Annotated in this window: 15 protein-coding genes and 1 pseudogene; 8 read left to right on the forward strand and 8 right to left on the reverse strand. The window is 59.1% G+C overall.

All coding sequences use genetic code 11. The features are described 5' to 3' along the window. Positions 1 to 14: 14 nt before the first annotated feature. From C1N62_RS01955 to C1N62_RS01965, 3 genes and pseudogenes are all read left to right on the forward strand, one after another. Positions 15 to 1,349, forward strand: a pseudogene (locus C1N62_RS01955) (autotransporter assembly complex family protein); the annotation flags it as partial. Next, a complete protein-coding gene (locus C1N62_RS01960; protein ID WP_137762040.1) occupies positions 1,346 to 5,128 on the forward strand; it encodes a translocation/assembly module TamB domain-containing protein in 3,783 nt (1,260 codons plus the stop codon). The pseudogene C1N62_RS01955 and the gene C1N62_RS01960, both read left to right, overlap by 4 nt. A gap of 2 nt (positions 5,129 to 5,130) precedes the next feature. Beyond that, a complete protein-coding gene (locus C1N62_RS01965) occupies positions 5,131 to 5,481 on the forward strand; it encodes a gamma-glutamylcyclotransferase (RefSeq protein WP_137762041.1) in 351 nt (116 codons plus the stop codon). A 62-nt stretch (positions 5,482 to 5,543) separates the two neighbouring features. Here C1N62_RS01965 and ppa read toward each other — a convergent pair whose 3' ends face one another. Continuing rightward, positions 5,544 to 6,071, reverse strand: coding sequence for an inorganic diphosphatase (ppa, locus tag C1N62_RS01970; protein ID WP_137762042.1), 528 nt, complete (start codon positions 6,069 to 6,071; stop codon positions 5,544 to 5,546). A gap of 278 nt (positions 6,072 to 6,349) precedes the next feature. Between ppa and C1N62_RS01975 the strand changes: the two genes are divergently transcribed. Beyond that, positions 6,350 to 7,909, forward strand: a complete 1,560-nt coding sequence (locus C1N62_RS01975) for a methyl-accepting chemotaxis protein (protein WP_137762043.1) — start codon at positions 6,350 to 6,352, stop codon at positions 7,907 to 7,909. 65 nt (positions 7,910 to 7,974) lie between these two features. On the opposite strand, the gene fbp is transcribed toward C1N62_RS01975, so the two are convergent. Then, positions 7,975 to 8,973, reverse strand: coding sequence for a class 1 fructose-bisphosphatase (fbp, locus tag C1N62_RS01980; protein WP_137762044.1), 999 nt, complete (start codon positions 8,971 to 8,973; stop codon positions 7,975 to 7,977). 170 nt (positions 8,974 to 9,143) lie between these two features. Between fbp and mpl the strand changes: the two genes are divergently transcribed. Further along, a complete protein-coding gene (mpl, locus tag C1N62_RS01985; protein WP_137762045.1) occupies positions 9,144 to 10,511 on the forward strand; it encodes a UDP-N-acetylmuramate:L-alanyl-gamma-D-glutamyl-meso-diaminopimelate ligase in 1,368 nt (455 codons plus the stop codon). A 110-nt stretch (positions 10,512 to 10,621) separates the two neighbouring features. On the opposite strand, the gene C1N62_RS01990 is transcribed toward mpl, so the two are convergent. The 4 genes from C1N62_RS01990 to argR form a co-directional block, all read right to left on the reverse strand. Next, on the reverse strand, positions 10,622 to 10,855 hold the full coding sequence (locus C1N62_RS01990; protein WP_137762046.1) for a hypothetical protein: 234 nt from the start codon (positions 10,853 to 10,855) through the stop codon (positions 10,622 to 10,624). Between the two features lie 72 nt (positions 10,856 to 10,927). Beyond that, on the reverse strand, positions 10,928 to 11,188 hold the full coding sequence (locus C1N62_RS01995) for a YdgH/BhsA/McbA-like domain containing protein (protein WP_137762047.1): 261 nt from the start codon (positions 11,186 to 11,188) through the stop codon (positions 10,928 to 10,930). 121 nt (positions 11,189 to 11,309) lie between these two features. Continuing rightward, on the reverse strand, positions 11,310 to 11,573 hold the full coding sequence (gene yhcN / locus C1N62_RS02000) for a peroxide/acid stress response protein YhcN (RefSeq protein ID WP_137762048.1): 264 nt from the start codon (positions 11,571 to 11,573) through the stop codon (positions 11,310 to 11,312). A gap of 405 nt (positions 11,574 to 11,978) precedes the next feature. After that, positions 11,979 to 12,449, reverse strand: a complete 471-nt coding sequence (gene argR / locus C1N62_RS02005; protein ID WP_137762049.1) for a transcriptional regulator ArgR — start codon at positions 12,447 to 12,449, stop codon at positions 11,979 to 11,981. A 454-nt stretch (positions 12,450 to 12,903) separates the two neighbouring features. On the opposite strand from argR, the gene mdh reads away from it, so the two are divergent. Beyond that, positions 12,904 to 13,842: a malate dehydrogenase gene (gene mdh / locus C1N62_RS02010; protein WP_137762050.1), complete on the forward strand. Its 939-nt coding sequence runs from the start codon at positions 12,904 to 12,906 to the stop codon at positions 13,840 to 13,842. A 24-nt stretch (positions 13,843 to 13,866) separates the two neighbouring features. Here mdh and C1N62_RS02015 read toward each other — a convergent pair whose 3' ends face one another. Both C1N62_RS02015 and ispB read right to left on the reverse strand, forming a co-directional pair. Then, positions 13,867 to 14,166 carry a helix-turn-helix transcriptional regulator gene (locus tag C1N62_RS02015; protein WP_137764878.1) on the reverse strand — a complete coding sequence of 100 codons (300 nt, stop codon included), beginning with the start codon at positions 14,164 to 14,166 and terminating at the stop codon, positions 13,867 to 13,869. A gap of 333 nt (positions 14,167 to 14,499) precedes the next feature. Continuing rightward, positions 14,500 to 15,471 (reverse strand): octaprenyl diphosphate synthase, encoded by a 972-nt coding sequence (ispB, locus tag C1N62_RS02020; RefSeq protein ID WP_137762051.1) that lies wholly within the window; start codon positions 15,469 to 15,471, stop codon positions 14,500 to 14,502. A 260-nt stretch (positions 15,472 to 15,731) separates the two neighbouring features. On the opposite strand from ispB, the gene rplU reads away from it, so the two are divergent. Then, positions 15,732 to 16,043, forward strand: a complete 312-nt coding sequence (gene rplU / locus C1N62_RS02025; RefSeq protein ID WP_137762052.1) for a 50S ribosomal protein L21 — start codon at positions 15,732 to 15,734, stop codon at positions 16,041 to 16,043. Positions 16,044 to 16,057: 14 nt separating this feature from the next. Continuing rightward, entirely contained in the window at positions 16,058 to 16,315 is a 258-nt protein-coding gene (rpmA, locus tag C1N62_RS02030; RefSeq protein ID WP_072927085.1) for a 50S ribosomal protein L27, read from the forward strand. Positions 16,316 to 16,400: the final 85 nt, after the last annotated feature.

The raw sequence follows: 16,400 nt of genomic DNA on the forward strand, positions 1-16,400 counted from the left end.
AAGTGCCGCCGGTCGGCACCCAGCTCAACCACGGCGCCTATGACAGCTTCAAAAGCTCCCTGACCAACGTGGCGGTGCGCAAAGGCTACTTTGATGCCGATATGCGCAAAAGCCAGCTCGGCATCATCCAGTCGCAGCGGCAGGCCTTCTGGGACATCGATTTCAACACCGGGCAGCGCTACCGCTTCGGCCATGTCTCCTTTGCGGGTTCGCAAATCCGCGATGATTATCTGCAAAACCTTGTCCCCTTTGAGGAGGGCGACTACTACAGCTCCAACGATCTGGCCGAGCTGAACCGTCGTCTCTCCGCCACTGGCTGGTTCAACTCCGTGGTAGTGGCACCGGAGTTTAAGGACGCCAAAGAGAACAAAGTCTTGCCGTTAAACGCCGTGGTGACGCCGCGCACCCGCAACACGCTAGAGACCGGCGTGGGCTACTCGACGGACGTTGGCCCGCGCATCAAGGCCAACTGGAAGAAGCCGTGGCTCAACTCACGCGGCCACAGTCTGGAGAGCACCCTGAACCTCTCCGGCCCGGAGCAGGAGCTGGAGTTCAGCTATAAGATTCCGCTGCTGAAGAACCCGATCGAGCAGTACTACGTGGTGCAGGGCGGCTACAAGCGCGAGGATCTGAATGACACCGAGTCTGACGGCACCACCGTCAATCTGGCGCGTTACTGGGACTCCTCCTCCGGCTGGAAGCGCGCCATCAACCTGCGCTGGAGTCTGGATCACTTTACCCAGGGCAGCGTGACCAACACCACCATGCTGATCTACCCCGGCGTCAGCGTCAGCCGTACCCGCCAGCGCGGTGGCCTGATGCCTGACTGGGGCGACTCGCAGCGCTACTCGCTGGACATCTCCGACACCAGCTGGGGATCGGACGTGGACTTCGCCGTGATCCAGGCGCAGAACGTCTGGATCCGCACCCTGGCGGAGAAGCACCGCTTTGTGGTGCGCGGCAACCTCGGCTGGATCGAGACCAACGACTTTGACCGCGTGCCGCCGTCGCTGCGCTTCTTTGCCGGTGGCGATCGCAGCATCCGTGGTTACCAGTACAAATCGCTCTCGCCACGGGATGACGAGGGCAAGCTGACCGGTGCCTCGCGTCTGGCCACCGGCTCGCTCGAGTACCAATACAACGTGACCGGCAAGTGGTGGGGCGCGGTGTTTGTGGACTCCGGCGAAGCGGTCAATGACATCAAACAAACCAATGTGAAGACTGGCGCGGGCGTCGGTGTGCGCTGGGCCTCGCCGATTGGCCCGGTGAAACTGGATATTGCCGCCCCAATCAACGATGACGAGGAGCATGGCGTGGAGTTCTACATTGGTTTGGGGCCTGAATTATGAGTCTGTTGAAGAAAATTTCCCTCGGGGTGCTGGTCTTCCTCATCCTGCTGCTGGGTACGCTGGCCTTCCTGCTGGGCACCCAAACCGGTCTGCACCTGGTGCTGAATGGCGCGGCGCGCTGGGTGCCGGGCCTGCAAATTGCCTCCGTCACCGGCGGCTGGCGTGACCTGACGCTGACCGGCGTGCAGTACCAGATGCCGGGCGTGACGGTAAAGAGCGGGCAGTTCCATTTGTCGCTCGATCTCTCCTGCTTCCGCCGTAGCCAGCTCTGCCTGAATGCCGTGACGGCGCAGGATGTGGACGTGGTGGTCAACACCCGTGAGCTTGCGCCCTCCACGGCGCCGGCCGCCGAAGAGGAGCCGGGCAGTGGCAACCTCAGCACCCCCTATCCCATCACGGTGCGGCTGCTACGGCTAAATAACGTCAAGGTCACGGTGGACAACACCGCGATTGCGCTGGGCGAGTTACGCACCGGTATGCAGTGGCAGGAGCGGGCGCTGACGCTGCTGCCGACGCGCATCAACTCGCTGCTGGTGGCGCTGCCGACCGCCGCGCAGTTGGCGCTGGAGCAGGTTGCCGAACCGCAGCCACCGGTGCCGGCCACCCCGGCCGAGCCAGAGACGCCGCTGGGCGAAACGCTCCAACAGCTGTTCGCCAAGCCGCTGCTGCCGGATCTGCCGAGCTTCCGCCTGCCGCTGGATATCGCCATCCCGTCGATCCGGGGCGAGCAGTTGCGCCTGACCGGTGACACCGACATCACCCTTACGTCGCTGCTGGTGCAGGCGCACACCAAAGACCAGCACCTGCAACTCGACACGCTGGATATCGACTCGCCGCAGGGCACGTTGAACGCGCGCGGGCAGGCAACGCTCAGCGACAACTGGCCGCTGGCGATGGAGGTCAACGGTACGCTGAACGTCGATCCGCTGAAGGGTGAAAAGCTGAAGCTGACCGCCAATGGCGGCCTGCGTGAGAAGCTGGACGTGGCGCTCAATCTCTCCGGCCCGGTACGCACCGACCTGAAGGTGCAGACCCAGCTGGCCGAAGCGGGGCTGCCGCTGATGCTCTCCCTGACCAGCGATACGCTGCGCTGGCCGCTGACCGGTGAGGCGCAGTACCAGGTGAAAAATGTGGCGGTGAACTTCACCGGCAAGGCGGTGGACTACCGGCTGGGGATGCACGCGGACGTCAGCGGCGTCGGCCTGCCACCGGCCACCGTCACGCTGGATGGCGCGGGCAACGTCGAGCAGTTCCGGCTGGCGCGGCTGCGGCTGGCCGCCTTGCAGGGCAACAGCGACCTGAGCGGCGTGGTGGACTGGAGCAAGGCGATCAGCTGGAACAGCGTGCTGACGCTCAACGGCATCAACACCGCGCGGCAGTGGCCAGAGTGGCCAGCCACGCTGGAGGGCAAAATTGTCACGCGCGGCAGCCTCTACGGCGGCAACATGCAGCTGCGCGTGCCGGAGTTACAGCTCAACGGCCGGGTGCGTAACAACCGGGTGGAGGCGCGCGGCCAGCTCAGCGGCAACGCCGCCGGACAGTGGGACATTCCGCAACTTCACCTGGCGCTGGGGCGCAACACGGTGGATGTGAAGGGCAAGCTGGATGAGAACTGGAACCTCGACGCCAACATCAACGCGCCGCAGCTGGACAACGCCCTGCCGGGGCTGGGCGGCGTGGTTAACGGCGCGCTGCAACTGCGCGGCAATCTGAAGGCACCGCAGATCCTGGCGGATCTTACCGCCAACCGCCTGCGCTGGCAGGAGCTGCGCATCAATCGTGTCACCCTGAAAGGCGAGGTGCGATCCGGTGAGCAGATCGAAGGCGATCTGGCGTTGCGGGTCGATCAACTGACCCAAGCGGCACTGGCGATCCGCCAGCTGACGCTGCAGGCCAAAGGCAGCGAGAAGCAGCACCAGATGCAACTGCGCATCGACGGCAAACCGGTCTCCGGCCAGCTGGCGCTGAACGGCAGCTTTGACCGCCAAACCCAGCGCTGGAGCGGCACCCTCAACAATACCCGCTTCGACACGCCGGTGGGCGAGGTGCGCCTCAGCCGCGCAATGGCGCTTGAGTACTTCAACCAAGAGCAGCGGGTAACCGTCGGGCCGCACTGCTGGCTCAACCCGAACGTGGAGCTGTGCGTACCGAAAACCATTGACGCCGGTGCGAGCGGGCAGGCAACGGTGCAACTCAACCGCTTCGATTTGGCGATGGTGAAACCCTTCCTGACCGAGGACACCCAACTCTCCGGCCTCTTCACCGGCCGGGCGGATGTCAGTTGGAAAGCCGGTGGCGGCCTGCCGCAGGCGAAGGTGACGCTCTCCGGCAAGGGGGTCAAGGTACGGCAGAATGTGCAGGGCAACACCCTGCCGGTGGACTTCGACACGCTGGATCTCAATGCCGCGCTGGTCAATGGCCGCGCCCAACTGGGCTGGCTGATCCGCATCGCCAACAATGGCCAGTTGGCGGGCAACGTGCAGATTGCCGATCCGCAGGGGCGGCGCAACATCACCGGCAATGTCACCATCAGCCGCCTGTCGCTGGCGCTGCTTAACCCCGCGCTGTCGCAGGGGGAGAAGGCGCAGGGGATGCTGGACGCCAACCTGCGGCTGGCTGGCAATGCCCAGCGCCCGCTGGTCTATGGGCAGATGGCGCTGGATGGCGTGGACGTGGATGGCAGCTGGATGCCGTTTGATATTACCAATGGTCGGCTGGGACTGAACTTCAACGGCAACACCTCGACGCTCAACGGCCTGATCCAGACCTCGCAAGGGCAGATCGCGCTGGCTGGCAACGCGGACTGGTCGCAGATCGATGCCTGGCGCGCGCGCATCGCCGCCAAGGGGGACAAGGTGCGCGTCACGGTGCCGCCGATGGTGCGGCTCGATGTATCGCCGGATCTGGTGTTCGAGGCGACGCCGCAACTCTTCTCGCTGAACGGCAATGTCGATATCCCGTGGGCGCGCATCACGGTGCAGGATCTGCCGGAGAGCGCGGTGGGTGTCTCCTCGGACGAGGTGATGCTGGATGAGCAGCGTCGGCCGATCGAGGCGCAGTCCGCCTCCATCCCGATTGCCAGCAACCTGACCGTCAACATCGGCAACGACGTGCGGCTGGACGCCTTCGGCCTGAAGGCGCAGCTGAAGGGCGCGCTGAAAGTAGTGCAGGACAAGCAGGGGCTGGGGCTGAACGGCCAGATTGACATTCCTTCCGGCCGCTTCCACGCTTATGGACAGGATCTGCTGGTGCGCAAGGGGCAGCTGCTCTTCTCTGGCCCGCCTGACCAGCCGCTGCTCAACATTGAGGCGATCCGCAACCCGGACTCCACGGCGGATGACGTGGTGGCAGGCGTGAAGGTGACCGGACTGGCGGACGAACCGAAGCTGGAGATCTTCTCCGACCCGGCGATGTCTCAGGAGGAGGCGCTCTCCTACCTGCTGCGCGGGCAGGGGCTTGACAACACCGGCACCGACAGCGGCATGATGACCTCCATGCTGGTCGGATTGGGGGTTGCACAAAGTGGTAAACTTGTGGGTAAAATCGGCGAGGCCTTCGGCGTTAGCAACCTGACGCTGGACACCGCTGGCGTGGGCGACAGCTCGCAGGTGGTGGTCAGCGGTTATGTGCTGCCGGGGCTGCAAGTAAAATATGGTGTAGGGATATTTGATTCTTTGGCGACGCTAACGCTACGTTACCGGTTGATGCCGAAATTATACCTGGAAGCGGTGTCTGGTCTCGATCAGGCATTAGATGTGCTCTATCAGTTTGAGTTTTAACGATGCGAATAATTGTCTACGGCAGTTTGCGCCGCAAGCAGGGTAACAGTCACTGGATGACCAATGCCCAATGGTTAGGCGATCATGAGTTAGAGGGGTTCGAACTCTATGATCTGGGACTGTATCCGGCGGCCATCCCCGGTGAGGGCACCGTCTATTGTGAGGTTTATCGCATCAACTCCTCGATCCTGTCAGAGTTGGATGAATTGAAAAGCAATACCAAGGACTACCGCCGGGAGTTGATCTCAACCCCCTATGGCAGTGCCTGGATCTACCTCTACAAGCTCCCCTTGGAGGGGGTGCCGCGCATTGAGAGCGGCGACTGGCTAAAGCGCAATCCGCGCATGGACTGACGCCCAACCGGGCAAAAAAAAACACCGCCCTTGGGCGGTGTTTTTGTTCGGGTGGCGGAAGATTACTTCTTCGCGCGCTCGAAGGAGGCCACGATCTCAGCTTTCGCCGCTTCCGCGTTGTCCCAACCTTCAACTTTCACCCATTTGCCTTTTTCCAGGTCTTTGTAGTGCTCGAAGAAGTGGGCGATCTGGGCGCGCAGCAGCTCCGGCAGGTCGTTCACATCTTTGATGTGGTCATACTCTTTGGTCAGCTTGCTGTGCGGCACGGCCACCAGCTTGGCATCTTCACCGGCTTCGTCGGTCATCTTCAGCACGCCCACCGGACGGCAGCGGATCACGGAACCCGGCTGCAGCGGGTACGGGGTCGGGACCAGTACGTCAACCGGGTCGCCATCCAGGGAGAGGGTGTGGTTGATGTAGCCGTAGTTGCACGGGTAGAACATCGCGGTAGACATGAAGCGGTCTACGAACAGCGCGCCGGTCTCTTTGTCGATTTCATATTTGATCGGATCAGCGTTGGCCGGGATTTCGATCACTACGTAGATATCTTCCGGGAGATCTTTGCCTGCCGGTACGTTGTTCAAGCTCATGGTGGTTTCCTTTCATCGAACCAGAATTAGAGTGTCGGCTATTATAGCCAACTCTTTTATGAAGTCCTGCCCTTTTAACACGCCGCCAGCCCGCCAGACGGCGCCGTTGCTGCCTTCGCCGCCAATTTCAGACTTATCCCTCCACTGCTGTAGTGAGAGCTGCATCACATTTTCCCTCAAGGATTGACGCCCCCTGCCGATAGAAAAGACAAATGATGCGGGAAAAACCCGCAACCCATTGTCTTAACGTCTTTTTTTTCACCACACCAGGATTACGTATGTTCAACAAGATTAGTGTCAAAGCTGGGCTGGTTGCCCTGCTGGGCTTGATGACTCTGCTGTTGCTGCTGGTCAGCATTATCGGCGGCGTGGCCATACAGCAGGATGCACGCTCCCTCCAGCAAATTAACCAGCTTCAGGGCGAGGAGATGAACTCCGTCACCGAGGGCTACAACAATACGCTGCGGGTGCGCACCGCGGCGGCGCTGGCCATCCGGCAGATGGAGACCGGCATGACCGATGATGCCCAGAAGACCACGGGCCGCATTGCCATCTACCTGCAACGTGCCGACCAGAACATGGCCGACTTCAAGGCCTCTGACCACTCCGGCGAGCGCGGCGAGGCGCTGGCACAGGCGGTGGATGCGGCCTACAGCCAATACCGGGAGAAGGGGCTGGCGACGCTGCTGGCTACCCTGCAACAGAGCAAGCCGGATGACTATTATGAGCTGCTGGAGCACCAGATTAGCCAGTACAGCAACCCTTATGATGCCGCCATCGCCAACTTCCGCGCCTTTGGCAAGGATCTGGGGGAGGAGAGCGTTAACCATGCGGTAGGGAGTGCCCACTTCAAGCTGACGATCATCATCATCGCCTGCCTGCTGGTACTGGCGCTGGTGGTACTGGCGTGGTTTGCGCTCAAGCAGATTATCCTGCGCCCGCTGGAGCAAGTGATGGCCCACCTGGAGCACATGGCCGCTGGCGATCTCACCCGCCCGGTGCCGCTGCGGGGGAATACCGAGATTGGCCGCTTGGGCCACGCGCTGGCGAACATGCAGGGGTCGCTGGCGGAGTCGGTCAGCCGGGTGCGCAATGCTGCCAACCAGATTGACACCGGCGCACGCGAGCTGTCCGCTGGCAACATCAATCTGGCGGCGCGCACCGAAGAGTCTGCCGCCTCACTCGAGCAGACCGCCGCCAGCATGGAGGAGCTGACCTCCACCGTGCGCATGAACGCGCAGAATACCGAGCAGGCTAATGCGCTGGCAGAGAGCGTCTCCGCCATCGCCAGCAAGGGCAGTGACGTGGTGAGCGAGGTGATGGAGAAGATGCGCGCCATTACTCACAGTTCGCAACGTATCGGCGACATTATCACTGTAATGGATGGCATCTCGTTCCAGACCAACATTCTGGCGCTGAACGCGGCGGTCGAGGCGGCACGTGCCGGGGAGCAGGGGCGTGGTTTTGCGGTGGTGGCCGGTGAGGTGCGCAATCTGGCACAGCGCAGCGCCCAGTCGGCGAAAGAGATTAAGACGCTGATTGGCGACTCCGAGGCGCGGGTCAAAGAGGGCCGCCAGATGGTCGAGGGCGCGGCACAGACCATGAGTGAAATTGCCGAGGAGGTGGGCCGGGTCACCACGCTGATGCGTGAGATCTCCACCGCCACCCATGAGCAGAGCAATGGCATCGGCCAGGTCAATCAGGCAGTGACGCAGATGGATCAAGTGGCGCAGCAGAATGCGGCGCTGGTGGAGCAGGCTGCCGCCGCCACCGCTTCGCTGGAGGAGCAGGCGCGGCTGCTGGCGGAGATCATGGCGGGCTTCAAAGTAGGCCGATAGGGCTTATCGGCAGGCAGAAAGCAAAAAGGGTGATCGCGAGATCACCCTTTTTTATTGCCGCCGGATCAGTTGTCCGGGTAGAGCTCGATAAAGCGCTCGGCATCTTCCACCATAGAGTGGGTGCCGACAAAGAACGGCGCGCGCTGGTGCAGCGATTCCGGCTCAATGTCCAGAATGCGGCGCACGCCATCGCTGGCCTTGCCGCCCGCTTGCTCGGCCAGGAAGGCCATCGGGTTGCACTCATACAGCAGGCGCAGCTTGCCTTTCGGGTGGCTGGCGGTGCTTGGGTAGATATAGATGCCGCCCTTCAGCAGGTTGCGGTGGAAGTCCGCCACCAGCGAGCCGATATAGCGTGAGGTGTAGGGGCGCTGGGTCGCCTCATCCTGCTCCTGGCAATATTTGATGTACTTCTTCACGCCGAGCGGGAATTTGATGTAGTTCCCTTCGTTGATGGAGTACATGTTGCCCTTTTCCGGGAAGCAGACTTTCTCATGGGAGAGGCAGAACACGCCGAGGGAAGGGTCATAGGTGAAGGCATGGACACCGCAGCCGGTGGTGTAGACCAGCATGGTGGAGGAGCCGTACACCACATAGCCAGCGGCGACCTGGGCGCTGCCCGGTTGCAGGAAATCCTCGGCCTTGACCGGGGTGCCAATCGGGCTGATGCGGCGATAGATGGAGAAGATGGTGCCGACAGAGACGTTGACGTCAATGTTGGAGGAGCCATCCAGCGGGTCCATCAGCACCACATACTTGGCGTTCTCCGCGCCTTCGAAGATGACGATCTCATCTTCCTCTTCGGAGGCGATGCCTGCCACTTCACCACGGGCTTTCAGGGCCGCTTTCAGCTTTTCGTTGGCGAACAGATCGAGCTTCATCTGCACTTCGCCCTGAACGTTCGACACGCCGCTGGTACCCAGAATATCGACCAGACCCGCCTTATTGATATCCCGGTGGATAATCTTGGCACCGAGCTTGATCGCGGAGAGCAACGCCGTCAGTTCACCTGTGGCGTGGGGGAAGTCGTGCTGCTTCTCGACAATGAATTCGCCTAACGTTTTCATGACACAATCCCTGAATCTAATGATGGAAAGTGGTTTCGGTTACAAACCACCAACATAAGCTGAGCCAGTTTAACGTAAAGATATGGACGATTCATAGGCAAATCCATTTCTTCTGGACGATTCCGAGCGGTAGAATACCGGCTGACCCAAAGTGATCAAATGGAAATAATATGCGTATTCATATTCTTGGTATCTGCGGCACCTTTATGGGCGGGCTGGCGATGCTGGCCCGCTCGCTGGGCCATGAGGTAACCGGCTCTGACGACAATGTCTATCCGCCGATGAGCACACTGCTGGAGAACCAGGGCATCAACCTTATCCAGGGATACGATCCGGCACAGCTCGATCCCGCGCCGGATCTGGTGATCATCGGCAACGCCATGACGCGCGGCAACCCGTGCGTGGAGGCAGTGCTGGAGCGTGGCATCCGCTATATGTCAGGCCCGCAGTGGCTGCATGACGATGTGCTGCGTGAACGCTGGGTCATCGCCGTTGCCGGGACGCACGGCAAAACCACCACCGCCGGCATGGTCACCTGGATCCTGGAAGAGTGCGGCTACCAGCCGGGCTTCGTGATCGGCGGCGTGCCGGGCAACTTTGAGGTCTCTGCCCGTCTGGGCGGCAGCCCGTTCTTCGTGATCGAGGCGGATGAGTATGACTGCGCCTTCTTCGACAAACGATCCAAGTTTGTCCACTACTGCCCGCGCACCCTGATCCTGAACAATCTGGAGTTCGATCATGCCGACATCTTCGACGATCTGAAGGCGATCCAGAAGCAGTTCCACCATCTGGTGCGGCTGGTGCCGGGGCAAGGGAAGATCATCCTGCCGGATCACGACTCCCACCTGAAGCAGGTGATGGCGATGGGCTGCTGGAGCGAGCAGGAGTTCGTGGGCGAAGATGGCCGCTGGCGTGCTGCCAAGCTGACGCCGGACGCCAGCAAGTTCGAGGTCTTCCTCGAGGGCGAGCGGGTTGGCGAGGTGAGCTGGGCGCTGGTGGGCGAGCACAACATGCACAATGGCCTGATGGCGATTGCCGCGGCGCGCCACGTTGGCGTAGCACCGGCGGACGCCTGCCGGGCGCTGGGCGGCTTCATCAACGCCCGCCGCCGTCTGGAACTGCGTGGCGAGGCCAATGGCGTAACCGTCTATGACGATTTCGCCCATCACCCGACGGCGATCCTTGCCACCCTGGCGGCGCTGCGCAGCAAGGTGGGCGGCACGGCGCGCATTCTGGCGGTGCTGGAGCCGCGCTCCAATACCATGAAGCTGGGCATGAGCAAAAATGAGCTGGCACCGGCGTTGGGGCGTGCCGATGAGGTCTACCTGCTCCAGCCGCAGAATATCCCGTGGCAGGTGGCGGAAGTCTCCGAGGCGTGCGTGCAGCCCGCCTACTGGAGCGCGGACGTCGATACCCTGGCGGACATGGTGGTGAAAGCGGCGCACGCTGGCGACCATATTCTGGTGATGAGCAATGGCGGGTTCGGCGGCATCCATACCAAACTGCTGGAGAAGCTGGCGGCCAAAGCGGCGCAGTAAATCACCATGCGATAAACAAGGGGCTTCGGCCCCTTTTTTTATGGGCAAGTGCCATAAAAAAGCCCCTGGCAGGCAGGGGCAATGGGGTTCGTCGGAGAGGACGAGGGTATTTATTGGGCAGCGGCGTGGTGCCATGCCTGACTTTCTAGCGTGCCGCTGATGGCGGGGGTGAGGTGTTCACCCTGTGCCGAGGTGCCCATCAACACCTGAGAAAGGCTCAGGGGCAGGGATTCGGCATGTTGCATGGCGGGGGCCGCCTCTGCGCTGCCGGAGGTTTCGGCATGGGCAACAGGGGCGAGGCCCACCAGCATGGCCATCAGGGCTGGGATTAACTTGCTTAACACGATGCTTTCCTGCAGGCGGCCGCCCAATCTGCTCCCATCATCTTGTGGGAGTGGGCCGGGCCGCATCGGCGATTACTGGTAGATTTCCGCTGTCGCGTGGTAGTTGCCGTTGGAGTAGGCTTCCACCACCCGATAGGCTTTCGCGCCTTTGCTGTCGGCGGCATCAGAGAGCGCCTGACGGATGGCGGTTGGTGAGCCATCTACACCGCTGACGCTGACCGTGCCGACCGGGGTCATGTCATGGGTCGGGGCGGTCACCAACTCGGCGGCGGATGCGCCAGCAGAGAGGGCGGAGAACAGGGCCAGGGCGGCAAAGGTTGCTTTCATTTTCATGATTAAAATCCTTAAGGTTGCAGAACAACCGCTAAGGCTACATCACAGTTTCGGCCTATCGGTTGTTACAGGTAAGTCAGCGGGAGCGGGCGCTCCCTCAGCGTGGCGTGGTCGCCAGCGATTACTGGTAGATCTCGGCGGTGGCGTGGTAGTTGCCGTTGGTGTAAGCCTCAACCACACGGTAGGCTTTGGCACCCTTACTGTCTGCTTTTTCAGAGAGTTGCTGACGGATATCTGACGGTGCAGCGGTCACACCGCTCACGGTGATGGTGCCCATCGATTGCAGGCCAGCCGCCTGATTGGCATCAACAGATTGTGCTGCGAATGCGCCGAATGACAGTGCAGATAGAATGCTCAGGGTCGCGATACTTGTCTTAATGTTCATGGTTTGTCCTCGTCGTGCTTTATTATTCGTTAGATTTATGTGATTCACATCACGAAACGAAGTATACGCCTCGTTACATCTAAAAATAAATAGGACGCTAATAGTTTTTGAGGTTACTTTGTATGCGATTGTGATTTTTTTATAACCACAAAGCATAAAAATTGATTAATTTACGTTCGAAGAACGTTAATTTTTCGTAAGATCAGGGACATGACTCGCTTTGACCAAAAGTGCGCTTTCTAGCAGGGCGATATGCTGTGGTCACATTATTTTGTGGTTGGATCGGCGAAAGAGTGGTGCAGAAGCGGGATAATCACGTATGAGGAAGTTCAGGAAGGTAATTTTACCGGCCGGTCAGCGGGCAAGAAAAGCATAACGGCGCACAGGCGCCGTTGGGGGGGCAGATCAGAGTTCCTGCTCAAACAGACCCAGAATGGCATCATAGAGCTGCTTGACGCTGAAGCCATTGGCCGGGGTAGTGAAGATGGTGTCATCCCCAGCGATGGTGCCGAGGATACCCTCGGATTTGCCCAGTGAGTCCAGCAGGCGGGCAATCAGCTGCGCGGCACCGGGGCTGGTGCGGATGACCACCACAGAGTCATTGTAATCCACGTCCAGCACCAGATTCTTCAGCGGGCTGGTGGTGGTAGGCACGCCCAACTCTGCTGGCAGGCAGTAGACCATCTCCATCTTGGCATTGCGGGTACGCACCGCGCCAAACTTGGTCAGCATACGGGAGACTTTGGACTGGTTGATGTTATCAAACCCTTCCTCTTGCAACGCCTGAACAATCTCGCTTTGAGAACTGAATTTTTCTTCTTTCAGCAGCGCCTTAAAGGCCTTGATCAGATCTTCTTGTTTTGCGGGATTACGCATAGTGCACCGTGGAATCATCAGAGTTGAAGTCATTATTATGCATATATATGAATTTTTATGCAATGTCGAGCAGGGGCCTGAATCATTGCAGGCTTACTCTCACAAGGAAAGCCGCGGAGTGTAGCAAAATCGCCCCCTCATGAATATGCCAATTGGCGAAGCTTTTTCCGCGGCTGGCAATAAGTGATATTGATATTAAAATGGTGTTGTACAAATGTTGTTCATCACTGTAATGCAGCTCACGGATTGTGCGGGGCCGGGCATGTCATACTGGAGTCTCGTTCTGTGCACCACACTTTTCACTCACTTCACGCTTTCCTTAATGTTCGGGCTGACCTATCGCACATGCCCGCACAGATCCGGTAAGGATTTGTGGTGGATCTCGCGATGACGTAAAGTATTAATGTTTTGAATTCACGGCATTTTTACGTTTACCATAAAAAAGGAGTATAGGATGAAAGTTGCAATCCTCGGCGCAGCCGGCGGCATTGGTCAGGCGCTCGCCCTTTTGCTAAAGACCCAACTGCCTTCAGGTTCGGAACTCTCTTTATATGACATCGCCCCCGTCACCCCCGGTGTGGCGGTCGATCTCAGCCATATCCCCACAGCCGTCAAGATTGAGGGCTTCAGCGGTGAAGACGCCACCCCGGCACTGCACGGAGCGGACATCGTGCTGATCTCCGCTGGTGTTGCCCGCAAGCCGGGCATGGATCGCTCCGACCTGTTCAACGTTAACGCCGGCATCGTACGTAACCTGATCCAGCAGGTCGCGAAAACCTGCCCGACGGCGCTGATTGGCATTATCACCAACCCGGTCAACACCACGGTGGCGATCGCCGCAGAAGTGCTGAAACAGGCGGGCGTCTATGACAAGAATCGCCTGTTTGGCGTGACGACGCTGGACACTATCCGCGCCAACACCTTTGTCGCTGCCCTGAAGGGCAAGCAGCCCGAGGAGATTGAGGTGCCGGTGATTGGCGGCCACTCCGGGGTGACCATCCTGCCGCTGCTGTCGCAGGTCTCGGGCGTAACCTTCAGCGAGCAAGAGGCCGCCGACCTGACCAAGCGTATCCAGAATGCCGGTACGGAAGTGGTCGAGGCCAAAGCCGGTGGCGGCTCCGCCACACTGTCGATGGGCCAGGCCGCCGCACGCTTTGGGCTGTCTCTGGTACGTGCGCTCCAGGGAGAGAGCAATGTGGTGGAGTGCGCCTACGTTGAGGGCGATGGCCGCTATGCCCGCTTCTTCGCCCAACCGCTGCTGCTGGGTAAAGAGGGCGTGGTCGAGCGCAAAGAGATTGGTGCACTGAGCGATGCCGAACAGCAGGCGCTGGAGGGGATGCTGGAGGTACTGCGCAAGGATATTGAGCTGGGTGAACAGTTCGTTAACCCATAACACCCTGCCTGACTGCCGCTGGCCTTATGCCAGCGGTTCTTCCCGATCGCCCGTCTGTTTCACTCTGGCGGCGCGCAACGGTTTCTGAGCCCTAATCGTTTTAGTGACAGGATCATAGTAACGGCTTGGCCAGATCTGGCCGGGGGAAAGGCCCAGCGCCTCCGCGATGATCTTTTCGCCCTTTGGCCAGGAGCGATAGAGCGCGTTGGAGAGGGTGGATGAGCTTAATCCCGATGCCCGTGACAACGCCGCCAGCGTCATCTTCTTTTTACGTAATGCAGCTACAATGTCCGCTGGATGCCAATCCTGTTTCCTTACCCGCATATCTTCATCCCTTTTTGCTAAATCCCAAATCCACCAGAAACACTCAATTGTTTCAGAAAAAATATCACACCAAATTTCTGATAAATGCGCAAATACCTTTCCAAACGAACTAAACAAAATGTGCGAAAGAGCAACATTTCTTTGCAAAAAAGCTAGAAAAATCGATAATTTGCATGAATAAGGATTGTAAGGGCTAATGCTTTTTCAGAAATAAATTGGATGTTTGAATGGTTGTTTTTTCGGAAAATGCAGGGACGACATCGGGTGGCAGACAGGTAGCCGGGGGAGGGAAGAAGCCCGCCCCCGCAAGCGGGCGACGGGCAGGACAGCGCGTCAGAAATCGCGTTTAACGGCGATATGCGCCAGTCCTTCCAGAGCCTGACGCCACGGGGAGGGCGGCAGAATGCTCAGGCAGGCGATGGCCTTGTCCGCTTCCTCTTCAGCCCGTTGGCGGGTGTAGGCGAGGGAACCCGCCTGATGCATGGTCTCCAGTACCGGCTCCAGCAGGTGGCGGCCATTGCCCTCTTCAATTGCCTGACGGATCATCGCGGCCTGGGCGGGCGTGCCATGCTGCATCGCGTGCAACAGCGGCAGCGTCGGCTTGCCCTCATCCAGATCGTCGCCGGTGTTTTTGCCCAGCGTCGCGCCATCGGCATCGTAGTCCAGCAGGTCATCAATCAGCTGGAAAGCGGTGCCAAGGTAGCGGCCATAATCCTGCAGGGCGCGCTCTTGCTGCTCATCGGCACCCGCCAGAATGGCGGACGCCTGCGCAGCGGCCTCAAACAGGCGGGCGGTCTTGCTGTAGATGACCCGCAGGTAGCTCTCTTCGGTGATGTCCGGGTCATTGCAGTTCATCAGCTGCAATACTTCACCCTCGGCAATCACGTTCACCGCCTCAGACATCAGCGCCAGCACGCGCAACGAGCCGAGGCTGGTCATCATCTGGAAGGCACGGGTATAGATAAAATCGCCCACCAATACGCTGGCGGCGTTGCCAAAGGCAGCGTTGGCCGTGGCTTTGCCGCGGCGCATGTCCGACTCATCCACCACATCGTCATGCAGCAGGGTGGCGGTGTGGATAAATTCAATCAGCGCCGCGACGGTGACATGCTGCTCCCCGTCATAGTCGAGCGCCCGGGCCGCCAGCACCGCGATCATCGGGCGAATGCGCTTGCCGCCGCCGCTGATGATGTAGTAACCCAACTGATTGATGAGGGAGACATCAGAGTTGAGTTGGTCGAGGATTGTCGCGTTCACGGCCGCCATATCTTGCGCGGTTAGGTCGGTAATCTGTTCAAGGTTCATTGTATTTTTTTCTACTGGGATGCTCTTCACCATGAATGGGAGCACCGCGTGCAGCGGCTCATCGTAGTAACAGTGAGTATGATTGTACTTGAAAAATGGCATAGATAAACGTCGCGAAATGAGCTGTGCTTTTTTTCTTCTTTTGACTTTATTCTGCTCTTGTCATGCGATGCTTTTTTGCGTAGAATTCGCGCCCTATTGTGAATATTTATAGCGCGCTCTGAACTACAAAGGCGAGTGCGCGGAAAGCGGAGTTTTATATGTACGCGGTTTTCCAAAGTGGTGGTAAACAACACCGAGTAAGCGAAGGTCAAACCGTTCGCTTGGAAAAGCTGGACATCGCAACTGGTGAAGCTGTTGAGTTTGACCAAGTGCTGATGATTGCCAATGGTGAAGAGATCAACATCGGCGTTCCTTTCGTCAATGGCGGCAAAGTTACCGCTGAAGTTGTTGCGCACGGTCGTGGCGAGAAAATCAAAATCGTTAAGTTCCGTCGTCGTAAACACTACCGTAAGCAGCAGGGCCACCGTCAGTGGTTCACTGATGTGAAAATCACCGGTATCAGCGCTTAATAGGAGAGCATTAAATGGCACATAAAAAGGCTGGCGGCTCAACTCGTAACGGTCGCGATTCTGAAGCTAAACGTCTGGGCGTGAAACGCTTTGGCGGCGAAGCAGTACTGGCAGGCAGCATCATCGTTCGTCAGCGCGGGACTAAGTTCCACGCAGGCACCAACGTAGGTTGCGGCAAAGACCACACCCTGTTCGCACTGGCTGACGGTAAAGTTAAGTTCGAAGTTAAAGGCCCGAACAATCGTAAATTTATCAGCATCGTTGCTGAATAAGTTTCTCGAGCCTAACTGGTAGATGTAAGCCCCGCAATTATGTTGCGGGGCTTTTTACATTTTAGAGAGGACGGCAGGGCAGGTT

The sequence above is a fragment of the Nissabacter sp. SGAir0207 genome (assembly GCF_005491205.1).
Lineage (GTDB): Bacteria > Pseudomonadota > Gammaproteobacteria > Enterobacterales > Enterobacteriaceae > Chimaeribacter.